This window comes from Oceanobacillus sp. M60 (genome assembly GCF_053839645.1).
Genome location: NZ_JBSSNH010000001.1, coordinates 288,036 through 304,147, shown reverse-complemented (window position 1 = coordinate 304,147; position 16,112 = coordinate 288,036). Strand labels below are relative to the sequence as shown.

At 41.0% G+C, this 16,112-nt stretch carries 17 protein-coding genes; 9 read left to right on the top strand and 8 right to left on the bottom strand.

The window, feature by feature from the left end; translation table 11 throughout:
- The first annotated feature begins 190 nt into the window (after positions 1-190).
- Positions 191-1,003: a MerR family transcriptional regulator gene (locus ACW0TQ_RS01575; RefSeq protein ID WP_212928591.1), complete on the top strand. Its 813-nt coding sequence runs from the start codon at positions 191-193 to the stop codon at positions 1,001-1,003.
- Complete coding sequence (locus ACW0TQ_RS01570) at positions 1,004-2,737, top strand: ABC transporter ATP-binding protein (RefSeq protein WP_256705715.1); 1,734 nt, start codon at positions 1,004-1,006, stop codon at positions 2,735-2,737.
- 76 nt (positions 2,738-2,813) lie between these two features.
- Here ACW0TQ_RS01570 and ACW0TQ_RS01565 read toward each other — a convergent pair whose 3' ends face one another.
- Genes ACW0TQ_RS01565 through ACW0TQ_RS01545 form a run of 5 tightly spaced genes read right to left on the bottom strand, consistent with a single transcriptional unit; the run spans position 2,814 to position 6,374 of the window.
- Positions 2,814-3,521, bottom strand: a complete 708-nt coding sequence (locus tag ACW0TQ_RS01565) for a hypothetical protein (protein ID WP_193064023.1) — start codon at positions 3,519-3,521, stop codon at positions 2,814-2,816.
- A complete protein-coding gene (locus ACW0TQ_RS01560) occupies positions 3,518-4,399 on the bottom strand; it encodes an ATP-binding cassette domain-containing protein (RefSeq protein ID WP_193064022.1) in 882 nt (293 codons plus the stop codon). Before ACW0TQ_RS01560 ends, ACW0TQ_RS01565 begins: the two co-directional genes overlap by 4 nt.
- On the bottom strand, positions 4,396-4,773 hold the full coding sequence (locus ACW0TQ_RS01555) for a GntR family transcriptional regulator (protein ID WP_042531986.1): 378 nt from the start codon (positions 4,771-4,773) through the stop codon (positions 4,396-4,398). The genes ACW0TQ_RS01560 and ACW0TQ_RS01555 overlap by 4 nt, the downstream gene beginning before the upstream one ends.
- A gap of 30 nt (positions 4,774-4,803) precedes the next feature.
- Positions 4,804-5,499, bottom strand: coding sequence for a hypothetical protein (locus ACW0TQ_RS01550; protein ID WP_042531988.1), 696 nt, complete (start codon positions 5,497-5,499; stop codon positions 4,804-4,806).
- Positions 5,496-6,374, bottom strand: a complete 879-nt coding sequence (locus tag ACW0TQ_RS01545; RefSeq protein ID WP_042531990.1) for an ATP-binding cassette domain-containing protein — start codon at positions 6,372-6,374, stop codon at positions 5,496-5,498. Before ACW0TQ_RS01545 ends, ACW0TQ_RS01550 begins: the two co-directional genes overlap by 4 nt.
- A gap of 467 nt (positions 6,375-6,841) precedes the next feature.
- Here ACW0TQ_RS01545 and ACW0TQ_RS01540 point away from each other — a divergent pair, with 467 nt between their 5' ends.
- From ACW0TQ_RS01540 to aroD, 4 genes are read left to right on the top strand one after another with little or no spacing between them, the layout of a single operon-like run.
- Positions 6,842-7,372, top strand: a complete 531-nt coding sequence (locus tag ACW0TQ_RS01540; RefSeq protein ID WP_175297031.1) for an MFS transporter — start codon at positions 6,842-6,844, stop codon at positions 7,370-7,372.
- Positions 7,344-7,511, top strand: a complete 168-nt coding sequence (locus ACW0TQ_RS01535) for a hypothetical protein (RefSeq protein WP_175297032.1) — start codon at positions 7,344-7,346, stop codon at positions 7,509-7,511. Before ACW0TQ_RS01540 ends, ACW0TQ_RS01535 begins: the two co-directional genes overlap by 29 nt.
- A gap of 34 nt (positions 7,512-7,545) precedes the next feature.
- On the top strand, positions 7,546-7,908 hold the full coding sequence (locus ACW0TQ_RS01530) for a hypothetical protein (RefSeq protein WP_042531992.1): 363 nt from the start codon (positions 7,546-7,548) through the stop codon (positions 7,906-7,908).
- A gap of 41 nt (positions 7,909-7,949) precedes the next feature.
- A complete protein-coding gene (aroD, locus tag ACW0TQ_RS01525; protein WP_042531995.1) occupies positions 7,950-8,720 on the top strand; it encodes a type I 3-dehydroquinate dehydratase in 771 nt (256 codons plus the stop codon).
- Between the two features lie 482 nt (positions 8,721-9,202).
- Here aroD and ACW0TQ_RS01520 read toward each other — a convergent pair whose 3' ends face one another.
- Entirely contained in the window at positions 9,203-10,909 is a 1,707-nt protein-coding gene (locus tag ACW0TQ_RS01520; RefSeq protein WP_212928593.1) for an FAD-dependent oxidoreductase, read from the bottom strand.
- Positions 10,910-11,080: 171 nt separating this feature from the next.
- Here ACW0TQ_RS01520 and ACW0TQ_RS01515 point away from each other — a divergent pair, with 171 nt between their 5' ends.
- Positions 11,081-11,686 carry a TetR/AcrR family transcriptional regulator gene (locus tag ACW0TQ_RS01515; RefSeq protein ID WP_042531999.1) on the top strand — a complete coding sequence of 202 codons (606 nt, stop codon included), beginning with the start codon at positions 11,081-11,083 and terminating at the stop codon, positions 11,684-11,686.
- Between the two features lie 89 nt (positions 11,687-11,775).
- On the top strand, positions 11,776-12,270 hold the full coding sequence (locus ACW0TQ_RS01510; RefSeq protein WP_042532000.1) for an SRPBCC family protein: 495 nt from the start codon (positions 11,776-11,778) through the stop codon (positions 12,268-12,270).
- A gap of 48 nt (positions 12,271-12,318) precedes the next feature.
- On the opposite strand, the gene ACW0TQ_RS01505 is transcribed toward ACW0TQ_RS01510, so the two are convergent.
- On the bottom strand, positions 12,319-13,917 hold the full coding sequence (locus tag ACW0TQ_RS01505) for a catalase (RefSeq protein ID WP_042532002.1): 1,599 nt from the start codon (positions 13,915-13,917) through the stop codon (positions 12,319-12,321).
- Positions 13,918-14,262: 345 nt separating this feature from the next.
- On the opposite strand from ACW0TQ_RS01505, the gene metA reads away from it, so the two are divergent.
- Positions 14,263-15,177 (top strand): homoserine O-acetyltransferase MetA, encoded by a 915-nt coding sequence (metA, locus tag ACW0TQ_RS01500; protein ID WP_042532005.1) that lies wholly within the window; start codon positions 14,263-14,265, stop codon positions 15,175-15,177.
- 88 nt (positions 15,178-15,265) lie between these two features.
- On the opposite strand, the gene ACW0TQ_RS01495 is transcribed toward metA, so the two are convergent.
- Positions 15,266-16,042, bottom strand: a complete 777-nt coding sequence (locus ACW0TQ_RS01495) for a DUF3891 family protein (protein ID WP_226894937.1) — start codon at positions 16,040-16,042, stop codon at positions 15,266-15,268.
- Positions 16,043-16,112 lie beyond the last annotated feature (70 nt).

Here is a 16,112-nt window from a genome sequence, read left to right as displayed (position 1 = left end):
TCAAAATAAAGCGTAAAAATAAATTTATATAGGCGGGAGATCAGGTAAGCTAGCTCCCTGAATCATTCAGGTTCATTCAGCGGGAAAAAAGCAAAAATTCCCACTGAATGAAGTTTTATTTTATGCTTGCGCCTGACGTTACGTGAGGTGGTATGATAGAGCTATCAAGTGAGAGGAGATTAGAGCGGAAATGAAAAACGAAACATTCTCCATCAGCGAATTTGCTAAATCAACAGGCGTATCTGTGCGGACACTGCATTATTATGATGAGAAGGATATATTAAAGCCAAAACGGGATAAATATAGAGGTCATCGTATTTATGAAAAAGAGGATATGATCCAGCTGCATAAAATCATGACGATGAAATTTTTAGGGATGAGCTTGGATGACATCAAGCATCATATGCAGCCAGATACGTTCGATTTAAGCTTTATCGACACGTTAAGGCTGCAGGAATCGAAGCTGATCAAGGATAGGGAACAGATTGATATTGCTTTGGAGGCCATCCAGCGCACGGTGCATCTTCTGGAAAATGAAAAAGAAGTGGATCAGGCTGTTCTCATCAGCTTACTGGCAAGTATGCAAAATGAGAGAAAGCAGGAAGAGCTGGCTAAAGGAATTATTAAGGATGATATTATAAAGAAAATGTTTCCGCAGACAGCGAAGGAGAAAATGTTCTTTGAACAAAGATTACTGACATTTTACAAACGAGTCAGGAAACATTGTGGAAAACCGGCAAATCATCCTGAAGTCCAACAAATGCTGGATGATTTTTACCGCTTTATCATGGAGGTAACGGATGTGAATTCGTTGAAAGAACTTGCGGATATCTTTTCCTTGGATATGGGGGACAAAGAGAATGAAGAACGCATAAATACGTATATTCAAGAGATAGAGCGTCTTGTCCCGACACCAATCACAGAAGAGGAAGAAGCTTGGCTGCAGCAAATGATAATAGATTATATGGGTCCATTATGGGATGAGGAAGAAGGAGAGAATTAAATGAAAGCATCGAAACAATCATCAAGTAATTTTATCAAGCTGTTACTATCTACTAGGATACCGAAGCTTGTATTAATTTTAGGGTTAATTGGAAGTGTGCTGACTACGCTGGTAGGGCTGACCATCCCACTGTTGACAAGGGAGCTTGTGGACGGTTTTTCGATTGCAGATTTAGATTGGCGCTTTATTGTTCTAATCATCGGCGTATTTATCGTACATGCGCTGGTGGATGGGCTGTCAGCTTATGCACTGGCTTATGTCGGGCAAAAAGTAGTGGCAAGACTCAGAGAAATATTGTGGAAAAAGCTGATTCGCCTGCCGGTTTCTTATTTTCAAAAGCAGCCGAGCGGGGAATCCGTCAGTCGTGTAATCAATGACACGGGGATTGTAAAGGATTTGGTTTCTCAGCATTTTCCGCAATTTATTTCCGGTCTGATTTCCATTATTGGAGCGGTCATTATCCTGCTGTTTATGGACTGGAAAATGACATTGATCATGTTTATCGCTGTCCCGATTACGCTGATTGTAATGCTGCCGCTTGGGAATAAGATGGCAAAAGTATCCCGGAGTCTGCAGGATCAAACAGCTAATTTTCAAGGAGAGATCCAGCAGACCGTCAGTGAAATCAAACTGATGAAATCTTCCACGGCGGAACAGAAGGAAGAAACGCGGGGGTTACAGGGGATTTTTAAGCTATTGCAGACAGGCTTGAAAGAAGCGAAGATATTCTCAGTCATTGCACCGTTTATGTATATGGTTGTGATGCTTGTCATCGTGATGATTATCGGCTACGGCGGTATTCGCGTGGAGCAGGGAACGATGACAACGGGATCGCTTGTCGCATTTCTCTTGTATTTATTCCAGATTGTCTTTCCTATTACAACCTTTGCGATGTTCTTTACAGAATTGCAAAAGGCAAAAGGTGCTACGGAACGAATTTCAGAAATTTTACGGGAAGAAGAGGAAGAAGTATTGCCTGGTTCTGCAAAACAAATTAGCGAGCTTCCGCTGGCATTTGAAGAAGTGAGCTTTTCGTATGAAGCGGGCGAGCAGGTTTTAAACAACTTATCATTTTCTGCGGCACCAGGAGAAATGGTGGCATTTGCCGGGCCGAGCGGCGGAGGAAAAACCACTGTATTTGGTCTGATTGAACGCTATTATGAGCCCAATGAGGGAGCTATCCTGCTTGGCGGCGAATCAATTCAGGATATTTCATTGGCGTCCTGGCGTTCCCAGCTCGGATATGTGTCCCAGGAAAGCTCGATGATGTCTGGTACGATTCGAGATAATTTAACCTATGGCCTGGAAGATGCAGAAGAAATTGCTGATGAAAAGCTTTGGGCCGTTGCGGAAATGGCTTATGCCGCACAATTTATTCAAGAGCTGCCAAATGGAATGGACACGCAAGTCGGCGAGCGCGGTACGAAATTATCCGGCGGACAACGCCAGCGTATTAATATTGCCAGAGCCTTCTTACGTGATCCGAAGATTTTATTGCTTGATGAAGCAACGGCAAGTCTCGACAGTCAATCGGAGCAGGTGGTTCAAAAAGCCCTGCAGCGATTAATGGAGGGAAGAACGACATTTGTGATTGCCCATCGTTTAGCAACGATAATTGATGCGGATCAAATTATCTTTATTGAAAATGGAGAGATTACCGGGAAAGGAACACATCAGGAATTACTGGAGTCACATGAACTGTATCGTTCTTTTGCGGAACAGCAGTTGAAATAGAAAAAAGAGCAGCGCATAGTTCTTCATCGAAGAAATGCGCTGTTCTTTTTAGTGCTGTATTTAAACAGGTACCAAATCATATTTTTATCGTGATATCTTTAATCAAACGATAATTAACGCCAAGAAGCAGAACAATTAATACAATACTCACTGGCATCGCTATAAACGTCGGCACCGTGATGATATTTGTGAAAAAGGAAAAATGAGTGGCCTCTATAAAAATGCCTGCTATTGCGATAATAAGAATGCTGCATGCAATAGAGAGCAGTCCATATCGCCAGCCTGAACGATAGAAAGTCAGACCTATCATCCAGCCGATTAAAAAGTAAATAAGGTGCAACATAACCAGGCTGCCAAAGACATAAAGGAATGCGGAAAAGCTGCTTGTATAATCAAATTCCTGTGTATGGATATTCCAGCCTGCCCACCCAGAAATGAATTGAAGGATAAAGCCTGACACAACCAGGATGATCGTTATGGCAATAGAGAGCAGAACAGATGATAACATCGTACCGAGAAAGAAATTTTTCCTGGTTATTCCCTGCTGCATGTAATAATAAAAGAAGGAGGATGTTGTCAGAATGCCAAGGACGAACATATAAATAGATGATGACCCATTAGAAAAGTTTACCAAATCAATAAAACTGGAATGGGGGCCAGAAGCAAAGCTGACGACAACAATATAAATTACAAACATAAAGGAAAGAAACCACATGGTCCATTTCAATTGTTCCATAAATAAGAATCTAGCCATTGTTGCAGGTGATAAGATAATCGCACTCATTCCTTTTCCTCCTTTGTCAAATGCACAAACAAATCATGAAGAGAGAGGGGACCGATGTCCAGCCCGGCTTGATTTGCTGCATTTTTCTGCTGTTCAGAGAGTTCGCCGTATACCATGACAGATTTTGTTCCGCCAAGGAGCTGACTGTTTAAGACTTCTAATTCTTTTGTGAAATCATCCACCTGCTCCAATGAACCAGTAATGGAGAATCCTTTGGAAATAACCTGCTCATTGGTATCCTGCAATAAAACCTTTCCGTTATGAATCATCAGCACCTCATCAAAAAGATAATCGGTTTCCGAAACGAGATGGGTTGAAAAGATAATCGTTCTTGGATGCTTTTCCTGATCATTTAAAATTTCATTATAAAAAGTTTCTCTTGTCGGCGCATCCATACCGAGATAAGCTTCATCAAAAATAGTTAGAGGAGCTCTAGACGCTAAGCCGATAATAGCCTGAAATGCTGATTTTTTTCCTTTTGACAGCTGATTCACTTTTTTATTTAAAGGAAGCTTGAACTTTTCAGCTAACTGAAGGGCAAGGGTTTCATCAAAATTTGGACGAAAGTAAGCCATTTCCTTTAATGTTTCCCCAACCTTATCATAGCTGTATTCCAAATCCTTGTGCTGATCAAATATGAAAATCGTGTCCTGCATGATTCTTGGGTTTTCAAAAGGGTCTTCGCCGTCGATGATAAGATTGCCTGTATCTGTTTTTCGAAAAGCGGATAGAACCGATAATAAGGAGGTTTTTCCCGCTCCGTTTCTACCTAGCAAACCATGGATTTTTCCCGATTCCAGCTGAAAACTGACTTGATCGATGGCGGTGAAATCTTTATATCGTACACTGACATCCTTTGCTTCGATGGCATAACTCATGCTTTATCCCCCTTTCTTGCTTTTTTGATTAAATCAATAATTTCGTCCTCAGTGATAAGAAGCTTTTCTGCCTCCTGGACTAAACCGATAACGTAATCATTCATAAACGCCTGCTTCCGTTTTTGAACGAGTTTTTGTTTTGCTCCTTCTGCGACAAACATGCCGACACCTCGCTTTTTGTATAGAATGCCTTCATCTACAAGCTGTGTGACGCCTTTGGAGATGGTGGCGTGATTAATTTTGTAAAATTGAACCAGCTGATTGGTGGAAGGAGCCTGTTCACCTTCCTTTAGCTGATTATTAACTATCTGGTCTTCAATCTGTTCACGAACTTGAACAAAGATAGGTTTATCACTTCGAAATTGTGTAGACATCGTGTGTATAGCCTCCTTTCTGGCAGGGTTTTATAATCGAATTGGTGCGTCCTTGGTCAGACGGTAGTTACAGATAATTAAAATGACTATCATGATAAAGAAAATAACATAGGGTCCCATACTGATAATGAGCGAGTTAGAGGTGAAAAAGTTAATCGTATGTGCAATGTCATCCTGATCCTGCAACAATGCGGACACGCCGAAAAATGGAAAGGAAAGAAGGATAAACAATAATCCAATCTTCCAGCGAAAACGATAAAAACCAAGCCCCATAAACCAGCCAATTAAAAGATAGAAAAAATGACTGACAGAATAATCGGCTATACTTTTTATAAAAGATAATACGCCGCCGCTGCTCAATAAATCTGACCATGGGACAGTAAAGCCTAAAGCTGGAACAAGTGTCTCAAATAAACCAATCATGAGACTCATGGCAAAAGCTAAAATAACGGAAAGCAACACGGACGCGAATAAGGAAGCTTTAAAGAACTTTTTCCGGGAGATCCCCAATTTAAAGTAGTAGTCTAAAAAACCATAAGAATAAAGCAATCCGATAATCAACAAAAATACATTCGAAGTTGTATTGCTGACATCGAGATTATCCAAGAAACCCCATTGAGTTGATGCCGTAATTCCAATCGTCAAAATAATCATAATACCAAAAAACCAAGCTGCCCATTTTAGCTGTTCTACGAATAAAGACCAGCCTAATTGAGATTGTTTCATGTTTCCTCACCTTCCTTTGTCAAATGAATAAATAGATTATTTAAAGATAATGTACCAACCTCTAAGCCAAGCTCAGCCGCTTCCCGCTGTTCTTGTTCTGTCAACGTTCCATACACCATTACAGATTTAGTGCCGCCGAGCGACTTCTCATGAATCACTTCCAATGTTTCTGTAAATGAATCGACATCTTCTTCAGGCCCTGTAATAGAGAAGCCTTTTTCCAGAAGCTGCTCACTTGTTTCCTGCAATAAAACCTTCCCGTTATCGATAATAAGCACTTCATCAAAAAGGTACTCCATTTCGGAAACAAGGTGGGTGGAAAATAAAATTGTACGCGGATGTCTCTCCTGTTCTAATAAGATTTCTTTATAAAATAACTCTCTTGCCGGCGCATCCATTCCGAGATAGGCTTCATCAAAAATGGTGAGCGGCGTTCTGCTTGCCAGGCCAATGGTAACCTGTAGAGCGGAATACTGCCCTTTGGATAATTGGTCGGCACTTTTATCCATCGGAATGTTAAACTTAGCTGCTAAATCTTTGGCATAAGCTTCGTCAAAATTCGGACGGAAATAAAGCATACCCTTGAGTATTTTAGCGATTTTATCGTAGTCATAGGTATTATCTTTATCATAAATAAAAGATGTTCCCTGCAAAATTCGTTCATTTTCAAAAGGGTCTTCGCCGTCAATGACAATCGTGCCCCGCTTTACCTTGTGGAAAGAAGCAAGATATGTTAACAGGGTTGTTTTTCCGGCTCCGTTTCTTCCCAGTATTCCGTGAACTTTCCCTGGAGACAGCGTGAAGCTTACATCTTCTAACGCTTTGTATTTCTTATAATGTACCGTTAAATGGCGTACTTCAATGGGATAAGCCATATACATTCTCCTTTATAAATTAATAGTTAAGTCATACTGTGTTATGGTTATATACTTATGTGTATAACCATAACAGTGTTACAGTTAGTTGTCAATAAAATATAGAAATCTTTCTGAAAAATAGGCTTCGATAAAACGAAACGAGGCTTTTCTAAAAATAATAAATTTACAAAGAAATTTTTTTGGAACTTATGATATATTGGAATATAAGTTAAACATATAAGAAGCAGAAATGTTAAAAGAAAGGCAGGAGGGACGGATGATGAAAAAAGGTCGCTGTCATTTAATCTTAGCGGGCAATTTGCATGAGTGATAAAGGAAAAGTTATCGGGATTGCCCTGATTACAGCAATCACGCTGCTGGGGGATGCCATGCTTTTTATCGTCTTGCCCTTACACTGACAGGATTTTGGATTAACAGCTATTTGGCAAATCGGTGTCCTGTTATCTATTAATCGTTTTGTCCGTTTGCCGATTACCCCATTTGTAGGAATATTTTACAACAAGTTCGATATCCGTTCGGGTGTATTGATTTCTGTGGTTTTTGCAGCATTAAGCACGTTCTTCTATGGCCAATTTCAAGGATTTTGGCTCCTTCTGCTTGCCAGAATTTTATGGGGAATCGCCTGGTCATTTGTGAAGCTGGGTGGGATGCTTACCGTTGTATCGTTTTCTACGGAACAAACGAGAGGAAAGTATATGGGATTGTATAATGGTTTGTGGGGATTAGGAGGTTTAGCCGGTATGCTGGCAGGAGGGTTTTTAGCAGATCAGTTGCCGATATCTTTTGTGACGACATTGTTTGCGCTGGCAGCTGTGGCGGTTTTTCCTTTTATCTTCAAACTGGTGCCTAAAAACAATACGACTGCAGAGAAAGATACGGTTGCTGTAAATCGTCATGTGCCGGAAAAGGAGAAGCAATCGATACGTCTAGCCATATATTATTCTCATCATTATTACCGGAGGAACGATGGGTTATATTACCATGGGTATTTTTAACTCTACCTTGAGCCCCTTGATTGAACAGTCGTATCATCTGCATTGGTCCGTATTTGGCATGGTTATCGGGGCAGCAACACTGGCTGGAATCATTCAAGCAGTTCGCTGGGCTTGGGATCCTTTTTTGCCCCTGTTATAGGAAGCTTTGTCGATAAACAAAAGCAAAAGTATCATTGGATTCTTATTCCATTATTCCTTGGCAGCGCTGCTTTTTTAATGTTAGGCAGTGTGGAATCTTTTATTTCTTTGTTAATCATCATCATGTTTTTTCAAGTGATAACAACGATTTTATAACGATAACAGATACTTTGGCAGGAGATGCTGCAGCTAAAACAAATCCTGTTAAGATGATGACGCTGCATACAGTAGCTGTTGATTTAGGCGCAGCAATTGGTCCTTTACTGTCATTTATTATTATTGATTTAAATGGAATTTCTGCCGTATTTTATCTTTCAAGTATGGTTATGTTATTTGTAGGAGGAGCATGGGGAGTTTTTCACTTTTTTGGGAAGAAAAAAGATAACTATCTTGCGTGATAGAATCGGGTTTTTAATTAATAAAGAATGGAGGTTGTATGATGACAGAAGCATTAACAATTAGAAACGTAACCTTAGGAGAGGGGAAACCAAGTATTTGTATTCCTTTAACATCTTCTAACAAAGCAGCACTTATGGAAGAGGTGGAGCGTTATCAGCAAGAAGGAGCAGATGTTGTTGAATGGCGTGCCGATATATTTGAAGAAGTGGAAAATCATACAGCAGTGGAACAGATGTTAAAAGATTTAACGGCAGTTTTAAAGGGAATTCCGCTTATTTTTACCTTCCGAAGCCATCAAGAGGGAGGAGAGAAGAAGATTTCCAAGGCGGATTATATCGCTCTGAATCAATTTGTGATCCAGACAGGGCTTGCAGATTTGGTAGATGTGGAATTGTATCAGGGAGAGGATGCAGTTAAAAATCTGATTTCTGCAGCGCATCAGCAGCATACATATGTGATTGTTTCCAATCATGATTTTCAAAAAACACCGCCTAAATCGGAAATTGTCCGCCGTTTAAAATGGGCAGAGGAGCTTGGCGGTGATATCTTAAAAATTGCCGTGATGCCGAATCAGACTGCGGATGTTTTAGAGCTGCTCACAGCAACTAATGAGATGAAAGAATATACCACGAAGCCCATGATTACAATGGCGATGGGGCCGCTTGGTGTAATCAGCCGGCTGTCCGGCCAGGTTTTCGGATCTGTTTTAACCTTTGGGGCAGGGGAAAGAACTTCAGCACCCGGGCAGGTTCCAGTTCAGGAACTGCGACAGGTGTTGGAGGTAATTGAGAAATCGATGGATGTAAGCTAACTGGTTTAATGAAAGGTAGATCTACGTGAATTTGAGAAGGATGGATCTGCCCTCAGCCGGAAGTCGGAGTTTTTCTTCCATCTGAAGCAGCGGAAATTTCAAGGGATAAATCAGTCACCGACCCGATGTGCGGGAGAGGGTAAGCCGATACAATAAATGTATCAAATAACTTATTCTCAGGAGCTGATTTATCCCATGTTTTTTACGTATGAGTCTATGAAAAGTCATATTGATTATCGGATGGAGGATGTAAGGAAGTCAGGGAAGCTTTGTAAAAATAAACCAAAAAAGAAGAAAGAAAAGATCTGGAAAACTTCCGCTGCTCGTTTGAAGGGAGAGATGAAGTAGAATGAAATACAGGAAAAAAGAGGATGTCGATTTAGCAATCTGTAAATCGGAATCCTCTTTTTACATTAGACTGTAATTCAGTTAGGATACCTTTCAAAAAATCTTGTATCTGCATCTTGAAATCAGAAATACACTTAAACTGTCATGGTTACTTTAGGGATTTGCCTGTCTTGCTTTCCCATATTTTCAGCTATATCCACTGCAGCCGCATAACCAAATACCATCGATGCCCCAATCGTTGCGCCAGGTCCGGGATAGGTTTCTCCCATGACAGAAGCGGTGCAATTTCCAGTAGCATATAATCCTGTAATTGGTCTGCCATCTTTTCTGACGACTCTGGCTGCTGCATCAATGACCAAACCGCCTTTGGTGCCAATATCGCCCGGGTAGATTGGGATTGCATAGTATGGTGCTTTGTTCAGCGGAGCAAGGTTAGGGTTATCCAGTGTCGGGTCACCATAATATCTGTCATAAGCACTATTCCCGCGTCCAAAATCCTCGTCCTGCCCATTGGCTGCAAATGTATTAAATCTGGAAATGGTATTAGCCAGCTTCTCTGGAGACACATTGATCTGCTCGGCTAATACCTCCGGAGTTTTTGCTTTTTTGGCATATCCTGTCTCAAACCATTCTTTAGGAAGCGGCTGTAACGGCATGATTCCGAATACCAGATAACGATTCTTCACCCGTTGATCAAAAATCATCCATGATGGTATCGTGGAGCTCTTTTCATGATTATTTTCATACATTTGATCAACAAATTCATGGTACGGAACTGATTCGTTGATATAGCGGTCGCCATTGCTGTTGACGATAATCAAGCCGGGCGTGGCGCGTTCAGCGACCGGCATAAATGCAGGTGCTCCAGGTGGTGCTGATGTAGGAGTTCCCCACATTTTATCCATTAAATCCAATTGTCCGCCCAGTTTGACTCCTGCTGCAATAATATCACCTGTCTGCTCTTCAGCTGACAGTGTCCATTCCGTATTGGAAGGCTGCGGTAAATATTTCTCCCGTAAATCCGGACTATGGGAAAACCCGCCAGAAGCAAAAACCACACCTTCCCGGGCCTGAATGTTGAGTTCCTTTCCATCTCTTTCGGCGATAACCCCTGTAACGCGATTATTTTCATAAATCAAATCTTTAAATGGGGTGTTAAGCCAAACTTCCCCGCCAGCCTCTTTGAGCGAGGTATACAGGCGGGCAACAACAGCTTCTCCTAAGGTAGTAGGTTTATACCCGGAAAGGAGTGTGCGAATTAGGCGCATTCCTACTTTCATTGCCTTTACTTTTCCAATCCACGTTCTCATGATCATATTTACTTTGTGGAATTCACTTGATTTTAGTACCATCCCTTTTGTTGGCAAGCCGGAAGTACGTAAATATTTCAAATCATCTCCTAAATTGCGAAGGTCAAAAAGCTGAGCTTCTACGGCTCTCCCAGATGCTAAACCTCCAGGTGATTCAGGATAATAATCGGAGTATTTAGGAGTGTATTCCCACCGGAAATGTGCTGTATTCTCATGCAGATACTTTACCATTTCGGGTCCTTTTTGCAGATAAGCCGATTTTAATACATCTGGAACGCGGTCTCCGACAGTAGCATCCAGATACGATTTTGCCTGTTCATACGTGTCCTTCACCCCGGCCTCCTCCAGATAAAGGTTGTTGGGAATCCAGATGGTTCCGCCGGATTTGGAAGTGGAGCCGCCAAATAGTGCAGTTTTTTCAATGACAATTACTGATAATCCGCGCAAGCAAGCTGTTAAAGCAGCTGTTAATCCGCCAGCGCCTGAACCCACAACAACGACATCATATTGCTCATTCCACTGATTTTCCAATGTTATGACCTCCCAATCAATCTTAAAATTATGATAAGCTATAAGTACGAGTTAACCTAAGTATAAATTTTTAATAAAGCGCTTTCAATCAGTAATATATTATGGTCTGTACACATAAACAACAGATTGCTGCAATATGTTTAAAAACAAAAAGGATTTGGGGTGGTTTGTGTGGTTACGAAGGATATGATAATGGACAGGCGGGTAAGAAGAACGAAAAAATTACTGAAGCATGCGCTGCTTGAATTGATGCAGCAAAAGCATTATGAGCAAATAACAGTGACAGATATCGTTGATTATGCGGATTATAACCGGGCTACTTTTTATCGGCATTATAATCAAAAGGCAGATTTAGTGAAGGAAATAATCACGGACCAGACAAATGGGCTTATTCAAGCCTTCAGCATTCCTTATAAGAAAAATAACTATATTCACTTAAGTTCCTTAGCTCCTTCAGAGATTGTTATTTTTAACCATATTCTCGAAAACAAGCATTTTTATGGGCTTTGGAAGGAATTTGAGGATATTCCAGGATTCTATGAAACTTTTTTGGAATCTATCACGCAATTTTTCAAACAGGATATTAATCTGATTACCCCGTGTCATGATGGGCTGGATAATAATATGTATACCTCGTTTTACGCTTATGGGATTTTAGGCATTATTTTAGATTGGATTAAAAACGATTTTGAACAATCGCCGGATTATATGGCAAATCAGCTTTGTAAAATAATCAATTACTATCCGGCGGAATCATTTATTACTGGGGATTCCTGATGAAATGAGTGAAGCATATCGTTAGACAGCTGGAAAACGGTTATAATATATACAAGTTGAATTAATACTTAGTTACTGGAGGAAAATAGATGTTAGCCATTGTAGAAAAAACAGAAAAAGGCTATTTAGCAACCTTTGAACGAAGATTTAAAAGCTCTGTTGAAGCAGTGTGGAGCACATTAACACAAAATGATAAACTGCAGCAGTGGATGCCGAACTTAGAAGTGGTAGACCTGCGTAAAAACGGAACAATGAAATTCAATATGAATGATGGAACAGGTAACTCCTTTGAGATTGCTATTCTAGATTTTCAGGCGCAGTCCTATTGGCAATTTGAATGGGGAGACGGTTCTGTCCGGTTTGAACTGGAGCCAGTAGAAAATGAATGTGTTCTTTTATTAAAGGAATATGTTCCGGATCTGAACGATCATATCCCGAAGGATTTAGCCGGATGGCAGGTATGTTTAGAGATGTTCCAGGCAGCGCTGGAAGGGAAACCAATGGATTTTCCAAAGGAATCATGGGAAGCACATTATAAAGCATATCAAAAAAAGATTAATCCATTTCTGAATGAAGAGAAATAAAACAACAGTGCCTCAAAACTGAAATTGTCGAGGTACTGTTGTTTTATTTTAATAAGGGTCGGCGTCATGTCCTAACTCTTCTGCGTGCTTCGGAGCCTGCTCGGCATCCGTTGCTCCTAATGGATTTTGACTGGTGCCATGCTTTTTCGCCTGTTCTAATCCTTTTCGCAGGCGGCGTCCATATTCTTCATCTGCATCTTCTGCGAGTGCAATCATTTTATCTTGAATACGCTTGTCACAGGTCGATAAATCGCCAATCAGATTGGACAATAATTCATCTTTTTCCCAGTCTTCAAACTGACGGAAGGTTTCGCCTGCCTGTTTTGTATTATCATTGCGGTCAATGGATTCGCGTACAAGATGACCCTCTACAAAAGGTTTATATTCTTTTCCGGTCTGCTCTGCTTCCTCCAGACCGCCGAGTACAGACGGCTCGTAATTGATATGCGGGTTTTGTCCCGGGGCTTTATCATTTTCCTGACGTAATTGTCCGCCTTCCTGATTGGTTGCCACTCGTTTTTTCGCTGCGTTGATTGGCACTTGCAAATAGTTCGCTCCGACACGATAGCGCTGTGTGTCTGAATAAGAGAAGGTCCGTCCCTGAAGCATTTTATCGTCCGAAAAGTCCAGTCCGTCAACTAATACACCGGTGCCGAATGACGCCTGCTCTACCTCGGTGAAATAATTCTCCGGATTTTTATTTAATACCATTTTCCCGACTGGCAGCCATGGGAATTTATCCTCTGGCCATAGTTTGGTATCATCCAACGGGTCAAAATCAAGCTCCGGGTGATCATCGTCTGACATGATTTGCACCAGCAGCTCCCATTCTGGATAATCTCCATTTTCAATGCTGTCATATAAATCCTGTGTCGCATGGTTGAAATTTTCACCTTGAATTTCCGCTGCTTCTTTGGCGGTTAAATTTTTAATCCCTTGCTTCGGCTCCCAATGATATTTGACCAGCACTGCTTCACCTGCTTCATTGACCCATTTATAGGTGTTTACACCAGATCCCTGCATCATGCGGTAGTTGGCAGGAATGCCCCATGGGGAGTAAATAAAGGTCACCATATGAAAGGACTCTGGAGAATTGGAACAAAAATCAAAGAAACGCTCGGAATCCTGAATATTTGTTACGGGATCTGGACGGAAAGCGTGAATCATATCCGGGAACTTCATTGCATCACGAATAAAGAATATTTTTATATTGTTGCCGACCAGATCCCAGTTGCCATCCTCTGTGTAAAATTTGACTGCAAAACCACGCGGATCACGAACGGTTTCCGGCGAATGGTTGCCGTGTACCACTGTTGAAAAGCGGACGAATACAGGGGTCTGCTTCCCTTTATCCTGAAAAACTTTTGCTCTGGTGTACTTGGAAACCGGATCATCACCGACCGTTCCATAGGTTTCAAAATAGCCGTGCGCTCCTGCGCCTCGTGCGTGAACAATACGTTCTGGAACTTTTTCACGGTCAAAATGACTAATTTTTTCAATGAAATCATAGTTTTCCAGCGTTCCAGGACCACGATTGCCGACGGTCCGGATATTTTGGTTGTTGGTTACCGGATGCCCTTGACGGGTAGTTAAGGTTTTATCATTTTCCATGTTGGTTTGGTGCGTGGATTTTTCTTTATCAGCCATAGATTTATCCTCATTTCCATTATAAATTTCTTCTCATTAGCATTGCCAATCCAAATAAAATTAATCGTATCTTTGGAGGATTATTATCTGAGATGGAAAAAATGCAGCGTAAGGGAGTTTGGACTATTTTCAAAAAGAACAAAATGCTCCTCCTGATGTTTTCAAATCCAATTCATTTTTGATTTTCTAAAGGAAAATAAGGGAGAGGACTTGAACTTTTCTTGCCAGCTATTACAATAGAAATAGACGAATAATTTGGAAAAGCTGTACATTCAGTACGGTTATATTCCATATTGATAATAGAACGTTTGAAATAAGTTAAGCTTAAAAAGTGGAGGTCAGACAATGCCGATTAAAATTCCGAGAGAGTTGCCTGCAAAAGAAATTCTGGAAGAGGAAAATATATTTGTGATGGATGAACAGCGCGCGGATGCACAGGAAATTCGTCCGCTTAGTATTCTTATTCTTAATTTAATGCCGGAAAAGCAAAAAACAGAAACGCAATTGTTAAGATATTTAGGAAATACACCGTTACAGGTGCGCATTTCTTTTTTACGAATGGCTTCACATGAATCAAAAACAACAAACCAGAATCATCTGGATACTTTTTATAAGACCTTTGAGGAGGTACGGGATAAAACATTTGACGGTATGATTATTACGGGCTCCCCGGTAGAGCATCTGTCTTTTACCGATGTGGATTATTGGGAGGAACTGCAGGAAATTATGGACTGGACGAATGATCATGTGACATCCACCCTGCATATTTGCTGGGGAGCACAGGCTGCTTTATATCATCATTATGGCATTGATAAGCATCCGCTTCCGAAAAAATGCTTTGGGATTTTTGAACATGATGTGTTAACACCAAAAGAACGCCTGGTAAGAGGGTTTGATGAAGTATTCTTAGCCCCGCATTCCCGCTATACAACGGTTTCTTTGGAAGAAATCGAAAATCATCCTGAACTGCAGCTGATTGCTGTATCCGATGACGCAGGAGTCTTTTTACTTGCTTCTAAGGATGGAAAGCATATTATGGCAACCGGGCATTTAGAATACATGGCAAACACATTGAAGGAAGAATATGAAAGAGACCATGCACGAGGAATCGATACAGCTATGCCGGAAAATTATTATCCCAATAATGATCCGGAAAAACAGCCGAAGCATCGTTGGAAGAGTCACTCCAGCCTGCTGTTTTCCAACTGGCTGAATTATTATGTGTATCAAGAAACCCCTTATGTATGGGGAGAAGAGTAAAAATAGATTGAATGAAGCAGAGAAGGGACTGGATGCGTCTGGTCCTTTTTTAAAACACCAAAAAATAAGGCTGAAGCAGCTGCCAGCCTTATTTTTTGGTGTTTATCCTAATCGTTTTTGATAAAACAGAGGCATGCTCATAAGCATTCATCAATCCCTGCTGCTGAATGGTTGTTTTAGGAATACTTTTATACAGCAAAGTAATTGGAAAGTTTGCTGAGAATGGAAAAGGTTCCATGGTTATTGTCTCCTTATCTTCCCAGCTGACAGAAAAAGCAGATGGAAAGGAGGATGCGGTGTTTGAAACGGATATCCCGTTTTTAAAAAAAGGATGAAGGTCTTTATCCGCGGCTCCCGGCTCATTCATACATGCGAACAGAGATAGATTATCGGAAAACTGTAAAAGCGTATAATCCATTTCAAACGTCGCTTGATTAAAATGATCCATCCTGCTGATCAGCCATTCCTGCCGCTCTGCTTCCTGCTGAACAAACGCTTTTGCTTCAGGGAGCGTGGATGTTACGAGAAAACGCTTATAATGTTCACTGCATAATAATGCGGCATACCTGTCCTTTTCCTGGACCTGCTCAATACCCTGCGTGTACAAGACGGTTTTTGGTATGTCTGGAAAATCGATAAAGGAATAGGGACGATTTGCCTGATCATTCCAAAAAGGCTGCTTGTCAAAGGCCTCCCAGCCGCAGTCATGCTGATAAGCTGCATAGATAACAGAATCTTTATAAGGCGTATGCTCGAAATAACCCGAGGCCAGATTTTTAACTATTTCTCCAGATACAGAAGCATGGTCTACCTGTGTTATAAAAATAAAATGGCCGTTCTGATTTCGGATAATCATTTTACTCATTCCCTTCCTTGTGATTGATTGCATGGAGAACGAAAGAGCCCCAGGAAGCTTTTCATATCATTAAAAAAAT